Origin of the sequence: Acidomonas methanolica (assembly GCF_004346035.1) — a bacterium.
GTDB classification, from domain to species: domain Bacteria; phylum Pseudomonadota; class Alphaproteobacteria; order Acetobacterales; family Acetobacteraceae; genus Acidomonas; species Acidomonas methanolica.
The window spans coordinates 25,047-34,538 of record NZ_SLZN01000028.1; the positions used below are offsets into that span (position 1 = coordinate 25,047).

At 68.2% G+C, this 9,492-nt stretch carries 7 protein-coding genes; 4 read left to right on the forward strand and 3 right to left on the reverse strand.

Features of this window, described 5'->3' with window-relative positions:
* Nucleotides 1–82: 82 nt before the first annotated feature.
* From EDC31_RS14560 to EDC31_RS14570, 3 genes are all read right to left on the reverse strand, one after another.
* Nucleotides 83–1,027: a nucleoside hydrolase gene (locus EDC31_RS14560; protein ID WP_042055781.1), complete on the reverse strand. Its 945-nt coding sequence runs from the start codon at nucleotides 1,025–1,027 to the stop codon at nucleotides 83–85.
* A 6-nt stretch (nucleotides 1,028–1,033) separates the two neighbouring features.
* A complete protein-coding gene (locus EDC31_RS14565; protein ID WP_042055784.1) occupies nucleotides 1,034–1,285 on the reverse strand; it encodes a DUF3297 family protein in 252 nt (83 codons plus the stop codon).
* A 134-nt stretch (nucleotides 1,286–1,419) separates the two neighbouring features.
* On the reverse strand, nucleotides 1,420–2,028 hold the full coding sequence (locus EDC31_RS14570) for a TetR/AcrR family transcriptional regulator (RefSeq protein WP_042055786.1): 609 nt from the start codon (nucleotides 2,026–2,028) through the stop codon (nucleotides 1,420–1,422).
* 98 nt (nucleotides 2,029–2,126) lie between these two features.
* Here EDC31_RS14570 and EDC31_RS14575 point away from each other — a divergent pair, with 98 nt between their 5' ends.
* From EDC31_RS14575 to EDC31_RS14590, 4 genes are all read left to right on the forward strand, one after another.
* On the forward strand, nucleotides 2,127–3,560 hold the full coding sequence (locus EDC31_RS14575; RefSeq protein WP_042055802.1) for a coniferyl aldehyde dehydrogenase: 1,434 nt from the start codon (nucleotides 2,127–2,129) through the stop codon (nucleotides 3,558–3,560).
* A 69-nt stretch (nucleotides 3,561–3,629) separates the two neighbouring features.
* Nucleotides 3,630–7,031 (forward strand): S41 family peptidase, encoded by a 3,402-nt coding sequence (locus EDC31_RS14580; protein WP_042055787.1) that lies wholly within the window; start codon nucleotides 3,630–3,632, stop codon nucleotides 7,029–7,031.
* A gap of 37 nt (nucleotides 7,032–7,068) precedes the next feature.
* Entirely contained in the window at nucleotides 7,069–8,229 is a 1,161-nt protein-coding gene (locus tag EDC31_RS14585; RefSeq protein ID WP_042055790.1) for a lipase family protein, read from the forward strand.
* A gap of 82 nt (nucleotides 8,230–8,311) precedes the next feature.
* Nucleotides 8,312–9,445, forward strand: a complete 1,134-nt coding sequence (locus tag EDC31_RS14590; protein WP_243697809.1) for a glutaminase — start codon at nucleotides 8,312–8,314, stop codon at nucleotides 9,443–9,445.
* The last annotated feature ends 47 nt before the right edge of the window (nucleotides 9,446–9,492 follow it).

Sequence of the window (9,492 nt, forward strand, 5' to 3'; positions counted from 1 at the left end):
CAAAGGGCGACTGCCCTTTGGCGGGTGCAGGGCAGCGCCCTGCATGAGCGCCCTCGCGCCCCGGAACGCGGTGACGGCGCGATCAGGGCAGGCGCGCGAGGCGCTCCGTCAGCAGGGCGTAGAACCCGTCGGCGTCGCCGTCGCGGAGATAGAGCGCGTTAGGCGGCCGATCCGTGACGCGCCAGTAATCGACGACCGTCGCACCGGAGGTGAAGTCGCCGCGCGTCTCGACGGCAACGTTCACCTCCCGGCCCGTGAAGAGATCGGGGCGCAGAAGCCAGGCGATGGTGCAGGGATCATGCAGCGGCGCGCCGTCGGACTCGTATTTCTTCAGGTCGAACCGCTCGGAGAAGCCGAGCATCCCGGCCACGCAGCGCCCGGCGCGGTTGCCCGACGCCGCGAAAGCGTCGAGGCGCGCGCGCGTGCCGCGCATCTGATGCGTCACGTCCAGCGGCAGAACCGTCATCGGGATGTCCGCCGAAAAGACGATGGCGGCGGCCTCGGGGTCCGCATAGGCGTTGAACTCGGCGCTCGGCGTGATGTTGCCGCCCTCGAAACACGCGCCGATCATGGACACCACCCGCGCGATGCGTCCGGCGATATCCGGGGCCATGCGCAGGGCGAGGGCGAGATTGGTCATCGGGCCGAGCGTGACGACCGTGAAGGCGCCGGGCGGCTCGGCGCGGAGCGTGCCGATGAGGAAATCGACGGCATGGGCCGCGCCGGGCTGCGTGGAAGGCGGCGGAAGCCCCGCGCCGTCGAGCCCCGTCTCGCCATGCACATGGTCGGCGCGCACCGGGGCGCGCAGGAGGGGCACGTCGCACCCCGCATGGAGCGGGATGTCCGTCCGTCCGGCGAGTTCGAGAATCGCCGCCGCGTTGCGGGTGGTGTTGGCGATGCCGCTATTGCCGCCGACCGTGGTGATTCCCTCGACGCTCAGCTCCGCGGGCGAGGCGAGGGCCAGCAGCAGGGCGACGGCGTCGTCCTGTCCGGGATCGGTGTCGATGAGGAGGCGGCGGGGAGACATGGCGCGTCAGGCGGCGGGGGCGTCGTCCTTGAACCAGACCTCGACGGGGCCGAAGACCTTGATGGCCATCGGGCGGCCGCGACGGTCCAGCGCCTTGCCGACGGCGAGACGCACCCAGCCCTCGCTGATGCAGTATTCCTCGACATTGGTGCGTTCCTCGCCCTTGAAGCGCACGCCGACGCCGCGTTCGAGCAGGGCTTCGTCGAAGAAGGGGCTGCCGGGGCTGGCGCAGAGGCGGTCGGGCGGGGTGTCGCTCATGACTCAGTGTCCTTGGGAGTGGCTTCGGTTCGTCCGGATCGACCCGGACATAGCGTCTCGGGCGGCGGAGGTGAAGAGCGGGCCGTTCTTCCGGTCCTGAATTTCAGCCTTTGCCCCACTCCGGCCGGCTCCGGTCAGTTTCCGAGGCACAACCCGTCGAGCAGAACGTCCAGAGCGCCGCGAACCGGCTCCGCGCCCACTTTTTCCTCCAGGAGCTGCCCGTTCAGGGCCAGCAGGGCCAGCCCATGCACCTGCGCCCAGCCTGCCGCCGCCTGTGCGCCGATCGGCGCCGGGCGGAAACAGCCGGTTTTCTGACCGTCTTCCAGAACGCCCAGAAGGAGGCCGAACGCGCTCATCGCCGCAGCATGCAATGCCGGGTCCGCCGTCTTGTCGGCATCCGAACTGAACATCAGGCGATAGAGACCGGGGTTCCGGAGGGCGAAGTCAATGCAGGCCTGCGCGCCTTCGAGGAATTTCCTGCGGGGGGAGAATTCGGGGGAGGAGGTTGCCGTCGTCATGACCTGCGCAAGCCGGGCAAAACCGATCCGGGCCAGTTCGCACAGAAGAACGTCCCGGTCGCGGAAATGCTTGTAGGGGGCGGCGTGGCTGACGCCCGCCCTGCGGGCGACTTCCCGCAGGGTGAACGTCCAGTTCTGGTCGGCGGCCAGCATGGCCAGAGCCGTGTCGATCAGGGTACGGCGCAGGTCGCCGTGATGGTAGGGACGGTCTTTCAGTTCACTCATCCGTGACTCTATGTTGACAGGCGAAACTTTAATTGACGCCATGAATGCGCCGTGTCTAACTCGCACATGAAGTTGCTCATGTAAACATGGAGGACGCCATGTCCGACACGCCTGCGCCGACCGTCACACCGCACGATCTCTCCCTCATTCTGGAACGCCAGCGGGCGGCCTTTCTGCGCGCCGGGCCGCCCGACCTGTCGCGACGGCGCAAGGATCTGCGCCGCCTGAAAGCGGAGATCCTGCGCAGGCGGGCGGATATCACCCGCGCCCTGAATGCGGATTTCGGTCAGCGCTCCGAACGCGAGACAGCCGTGGTGGAACTGATCCCGCTGATACAGGCGATCAACTACCTCATTCCGCGCCTGCGTCGCTGGATGAAGCCGGAGCGTCGCCGGGTCTCTCCCCATTTCCAGTTCGGCACGGCATGGGTGATCCACCAGCCCGTCGGGGTCGTGGGCATCATCGCACCGTGGAACTACCCTGTCGCCCTGTCGCTCGTCCCGCTGGCGACCGCGATCGCCGCCGGCAACCGCGCCATGGTGAAGCCGTCCGAACTGACGCCCGCCACCTCGGCGGTGATCGCGGAGATCGTCCGCGCCGCGTTCCCGCCGGAGCAGGCCGCCGTGGTGACGGGGGATGCCGGGCTGGGCGCGGCGTTTTCAGCGCTGCCGTTCGATCATCTCCTGTTCACCGGCAGCACGACGGTCGGGCGGAAGGTCGCCGTCGCGGCCGCCGGCAATCTGACCCCCGTCACGCTGGAACTGGGCGGCAAGTCGCCTGTCGTGATCGAACCCGGCTGTGCCATGGGCCGCGCGGCCGATCGCATCGCGTTCGGCAAGCTGATCAATGGCGGCCAGACCTGCATCGCGCCTGATTATGTCCTGGTTCACGTGAACGATCAGGATGCGTTCGTCACCGCGTATCAGGAGGCCGTGGGCAGGCTTTACCCGTCCGGGTTCGCGGGTTCGCCCGATTCGACGGCTCTTCTCAACAGGCATCATTACGAGCGGGTGAGCGGCCTCGTCCGCAATGCCGAGGAACAGGGCGCGCGCATCATTCGTCTGGGGCCTGACCGGGCGGATGACGGGAGCGGCGCCCATGTGCTGGCGCCCGTCATCGTGCTGGACGCGACCCCCCAGATGACGGTCATGCAGGAGGAAATCTTCGGTCCCGTGCTGCCTGTGCTGACCTATCGCACGATGGAGGAGGCGATCGCCTTCATCAACGCGCGGTCACGCCCGCTGGCGCTCTATTATTTTGGTGAAAACCGCGCCCTGCAGGACAAGGTTCTGAACCACACGGTCTCAGGGAATGTCACGATCAACGGCGTCGTGCTGCATTGCGCCCAGGATGATCTGCCGTTCGGCGGCGTGGGAGAAAGCGGGATCGGCGCGTATCATGGAAAGGAGGGGTTTCTGGCCCTGACCCACGCACGGGGCATCTATCGGCAGGGCCGCTGCAACGCCGCGACGTTCCTGCGGCCGCCGTTCGGCCCGTTCACCGACATCATCACGTCGTTTCTTCTGCGATGAGAAGCGGGCCGCCTTGACGGCGGGCGCGGGCTTCGAAAGGGTAGGCCGCCATTTCCGGAGGAGCCGTCTATGCCCCATGGTCCGTTGTCCCAGACTCTCACGCCCGCACATCCCTTGTCGCGGCCGGGTGGTCTCGTCCGCCTCGCCCTGTGCGCGGGCGCGGCCGGGCTGGCGCTCTGGATGGGAGCGGGGAGCGCCCGGGCGGAGGACGGCACGCGGGCGCTGGCGCGGTTCCCGGCGGTGCATGGGGAGCGGATCGTCTTCGTCGCCCATGGCAATCTCTGGTCTGTGGGGCGGCAGGGCGGTCTCGCGCGGCGGCTGACCTCCGATCCGGGGCAGGATTTCGCGCCGCGATTCTCGCCGGACGGAAAATGGATCGCCTTCACCGCCTCCTATGAGGGCAACGAGGATGTGTACGTCATCCCGGCGGAAGGCGGCCCAGCGCGGCGGCTGACCTTCCATTCCGATGTCGCGCCCCATATGTCCGATCGCGCGGGGCCGGACAATCTGGTGGTGACATGGACGCCGGATTCCCGCGCGATCGTCTTTCTCTCCCGGCGGCAGGGGTGGAATCCGCGCGACGAGCGTGCTTATACGGTGCCGCTGGCGGGCGGGCTGCCGCAGCCGTTGCCGGTGGACGGGACGGGGTTTCTGACCTACGGGCCGGACGGGCATTCCATCGCCATGACCCGCATCTATCGCGATTTCCGCACCTGGAAGCGCTATAATGGCGGCATGGCGCAGAACGTGTTCCGCTACGATCTGGACAGCCACGCGCTCAAGCAGTTGACCGACTGGTCGGGCACCAGCACCCAGCCGATGTGGGCCGGGAACGTCATCTATTTCCTCTCCGATCACGCGCCGGACCGGCGGGCGAATCTCTGGGCCTATGAGGTGGAGACCGGGCGGACGCGGCAGGTCACGCATTTCACGGATTTCGACGTCGATTTTCCCTCGCTCGGCGATGACGGCGTGGTGTTCCAGCAGGGCGGCGCGCTCTGGATGATGGACCTCCCTTCGGAGACCGTGCATCGCATCGACGTCGCCATTCCCGATGATGGCACGCGCACCATGCCGCGCCCGGTCGCGACGGGGGACCAGATCCGCTCCAGCGACTATGCGGGTCAGCAGAATTACGCGCTCTCGCCGAACGGCAAGCGCGCGGCGCTGGTGGCGCGGGGCGATGTCTACACCCTGCCCGCCGAACATGGCGCGGTGCGCAACCTCACCGCCAGCACGGACGCCGATGACGAGCATCCGGTCTTCTCGCCCGACGGCGCGCTGATCGCCTACACCTCCGATGCGGGCGGCGAGCAGCAGATCTGGCTCCGTCCCGCGGCGGGCGGGGCGGCGCGGGCGCTGACGCGGTTCAAGGACGGGTATCGCTATGGCCCGCTCTTCTCCCCGGACGGCAGGCGCCTCGCCTTTTCCGACAATCTGCACCGGCTCTGGATCATGACGCTCGATGGCGAACCCGTGCAGGTCGCGCAGGACCGGATGGAGGAAATCCACGACCAGGCATTCTCGTCTGACGGGAAATATCTCGCTTTCTCGATGCATCGTGCGGGCGGCGCGGGCGCGCGCGGGCTGTTCGTCTATGACATCGCGCGCGGGACGCTGACGCCGCTGGGCGGAAGGGACGAGGACAGCGCGCCGCAATTCTCCGGAGACGGCCGGTTTCTTTATTTCCTCTCCAAGCGGATCGAAAAGCCTCTGATGGACGACCGCGAGTTCAACGGAGCGTCCGTCCGCAGCACGGGGATCTACGTGGCGCCGATCGCCGCGGACGGGCCGTCGCCGTTCCCGGTGCGCTCCGATGAATCCGGCCCCGCCTCCGCGCCGAAAGACGCGCCGAAAGCCGGATCGAAATCCGCGCCGCAGGGCGGGAAGGCCGCGTCCCCGGATTTCGAGCATCTGCTGACGCGGGCCGTGCCGCTGCCGGGGATCGCGCAGGGTGCCGGCGGGCTGACGGTCGCCGGGGACCTGCTGTTCTACGCCACCTATCCCGCGCCGGGCGTCGATGATGACAGCCCCGAGGCGCAGAAGCCGACGCTGCACAGCTACGATCTCGCCGCGCGCAAGGACGAGACGGTGCTGGAGGATTTCGACGCCCTCACGCTGTCCTATGACGGCAAGACCATGCTCTTCAACCGCAAGGCGGACTGGTTCATCGCCGATGCGAAGCCGAAGGCGGAGGCGCACAAGCTGGCCACGGACGGGATGACGGCGACGGTCACGCCGCCGGAGGAATGGGCGGAGGCCTTCCGCGAGGCGTGGCGGCTGGAGCGGGATTTCTTCTACAACCCGAAGATGAACGGCGTGGACTGGACGAAGATCCGGGACTCCTATGCGCGGTTCCTGCCGCTCCTCGGCTCGGCCTATGATTCCGGCTGGCTGCTCGGGCAGATCCAGGGCGAACTCGGCAATTCCCATACCTATGCCCAGACCGCCCCGGCGCATGACGGGCCGCCCGCCTTCGCCACGCCACTGCTCGGCGCGGATTTCGCGCTGGACGAGGCGGCCGGGCGGTATCGCCTCACGCATATCCTGAAGGGCGACAACACGCGCCCCGATTATCGCGCGCCGCTGGCCGCGCCGGGGATCGACGTGAAGGACGGAGACTGGCTGCTGGCGGTGGACGGGCGGGAGCTGCGCGCGCCCGTCGATCCGTACAGCCTCTTCGTCGGCAAGAAGGGGCCGGTGACGCTGACGGTCGCGTCCGAGCTGGCGGGCAAGACGCGCGAGGTGACGGTCGAGCCCGTCGCCTCCGAGCTTTCGCTGCGTGAGGCGGCGTGGATCGAGCATAACCGCGAGACGGTGGATCGCCTCTCGCACGGGCAGGTCGCCTATATCTACCTGTCCGACATGGAGGCTCTGGGGATGCAGCAATTCATCCGCCAGTTCTACACCCAGCTCGACCGGCGGGCGGTCATCATCGACGACCGCTGGAACGGCGGCGGCAACGTGGACGAGATCCTGCTCGAACGCCTGCGCCGCGTGCTGATCGGCATGAGCACGAACCGCCTGGGCTTCGGCGTGCCTCTGCCCGCGCAACTGATCGCCGGGCCGAAGGTGACGCTGCTCAACCATTATTCCGCTTCGGACGGCGACATGTTCCCCTATTATTTCCGCGAATACGGGCTGGGGAAGCTGATCGGCACGCGGTCCTGGGGCGGGGTGCGCGGCATTCGCGGCATGTGGCCGCTGATCGACGGCAGTTCGGTCTCCATTCCCGAGGACGCGCTGTACGATCTCAAATCGCAATGGGTGATCGAGAATCACGGCGTCGATCCCGATCTCGTGGTCGAGAACACGCCCGCCGACCTGCTGGCCGGGCATGACAGGCAGCTCGAGACCGCGGTCTCCGTGCTGATGAAGGAACTCGCGGACAAGCCCGCCGCCCTGCCGGCGCCGCCCGCCTGGTTGCCGCCCTATCCGCCCGGCACCCCGGCCGATACCCATCACGACTGACGCCGCCGCGTCCCCGCCGCCAAGGAACCCTCGTCTCATGCGTCTTCTCCTGCCCTGCGCCGCCCTGCTGCTGGCGCTCGCCGCCTGCCACAACGCGGGGGATGACGATGATCTGTCCCTCTCCGCGCCGGTCGCGGCGGGGGACATGATCGCGCTCCGCCCGGCGCCGAGCGACGCGCCGGGGACGACCTACCGGCTGCTCTACCGCTCGACCGACGCGCATCTGCCGAACAAGCTGGTGGCGGTCTCGGCGACGCTGATCGTGCCGTACGGTCGCCCCCCGCGCGGCGGGTGGCCGGTCATGGCCTGGGGGCATGGTTCGACGGGGATCGGGCTGACCTGCGCGCCCTCGGTCATGGGCATCGGCGGACCGCAGGCGGCGTTCTACGGCGCGTGGCTGCGGGCGGGTTTCGCGGTGGTGGCGACGGATTATCCGGGCCTCGGCGAGGCGGGCGCGCCGCTTTTTCTCAATGCGCGCTCCGAGGGCATGGCCATGCTGGATTCCGTGCGCGCCGCGCGTCATGCGGTGTCCGATCTCGGCAGCGGCGTCGTGTTGCAGGGGCATGACGAGGGTGCGCAGGGCGCGCTGGCGGCGGCAGGCATCGCCGCGCAGTACGCGCCCGACGTGCAGGTGGCGGGCACGATCGCCATCGCGCCGCCGGACCCGGCGCGCGATCCGGACTTCCTGACGGGGAGCGGCAATCCCCATCGCTTCTCGCCCAGCGTCCCCCATGCGCTGATTCTCGGCGCGTCCCTGGGCAGGGCGGACCCGTCCTTCCAGCCGGATCGCGCCTTCACGCCGCGCGCTCTGCCCGCCTATCACATCGCGCAGAAGGAATGCCGCAGCGACGTGTTCGTCGCCGCCGAGCGTGACGGCCTGACCCCGGCCAATGCGTTGACGCCGGAGGCGGCGCGCGCCCTGGCCCCGGCGATCGCCTGGACGAAATATCCCACGCTCGCGCTGAAGCAGCCGGTGATGCTGGCGATCGGCACGGGGGATACGCAGGTGCCGGTCATGGCGCAGGAGCGGCTGGCGCAGGATCTCTGCGCGGCGGGGACGAACGTGACGGTGGAGCGTTATCGCGGGGCGGAGCATACGCCGGTGCGGGCACGCGCGCAGTCGGATGCGATCGCCTTCGCGCGGAACGTGCTCGATGGCGGGGTTCCGTCCTCTGCCTGCGGGGTGCTGCGGCGGTAGCATGGGAGCGGGGGCGTCGCCCTGCTCCCGCCAAAGGGCGGGAATCCCCTGATCTCGCGTCACGCTGTTCCCTGAAGGTGTCATGCGTCTGGCGCATGACATGGCCCCATTCATGCGTGGTTCTCCATGCTGCGTCCTTCCCCATATCGTCGCGTCCGATTTCTTTTTTCCGGGCGGCATGATGGACATCACGAGGATCATTCAGGAGATTGCGGCGGAGATGCGCGCGGCGCCCGAGCGGGGTGCGGTGTGCTCCTACATTCCGCCTCTCGCCGCGGTCGATCCGCATAAATTCGGCATCGCGGTGCTGGAGGCGGACGGGACCATGCATGTGGCGGGGGAGGCGGAGGAGAGCTTCTCGATCCAGAGCATTTCCAAGGTCTTCGCCCTGACGCTCGCGATGGAGCTGGCGGGGGAGGTGTTATGGGAACGCGTGCGGCAGGAGCCGTCGGGGAACGCCTTCAACTCCATCGTGCAGTTGGAGAGCGAGAACGGCATTCCGCGCAATCCCTTCATCAATGCCGGTGCGCTGGTGGTGACGGACACGCTGCTCTCGCAGTTCGGCAAGGGCGCGGCGCGGCGGCGTTTCCTCGGCTTCATGCGCTCGCTGGTGACGGACGGGTCCGAGCCGCGTGTCGACGAGGCGCTGGCGCGCGAGGAATATGAAAGCGGGTTCCGCAATCAGGCGCTGGCCAATTACATGCGGAATTTCGGCACGATCAGCCATCAGGTGCCGGATGTGCTGCGGCAATATTACGCTCAATGTGCGATCGGGCTGAGCTGCCGCCAGCTTGCCGAGACCGGGCGGTTCCTGATGGAGGGCGGGCGCGCCGCGCGCGAAGGACAGATCGGCATCTCGGCGCGGACGGCGCGCGTGGTGTCCGCGCTGATGATGCTGTGCGGGCATTATGACGGGTCCGGCGCGTTCGCGGCACGGGTCGGCCTGCCGGGCAAGTCCGGGGTGAGCGGCACCATTCTCGCCGTCGCGCCGGGGGTGGCGTCGATCGCCGTCTGGTCGCCGGGACTGAACGCGCAGGGCAATTCGCTGCTCGGCACGGAGGCGCTGGAACGGCTGGTTGAGCGGACGGGATGGTCGGTCTTCGGCGTGCCGTCCGTCACCGCGCCCATCCGTCTCCCAGCCGTCCGCAGAGAATCCGCGCAGCCACACCGTAACCGGCCGCTTGAGACCGCCCTTGATCAAGCTGCCTGTTTGTGAGGTGTTACCACAGGCCGCCAATTCCACGGCAACAGTTCGTGCAGACG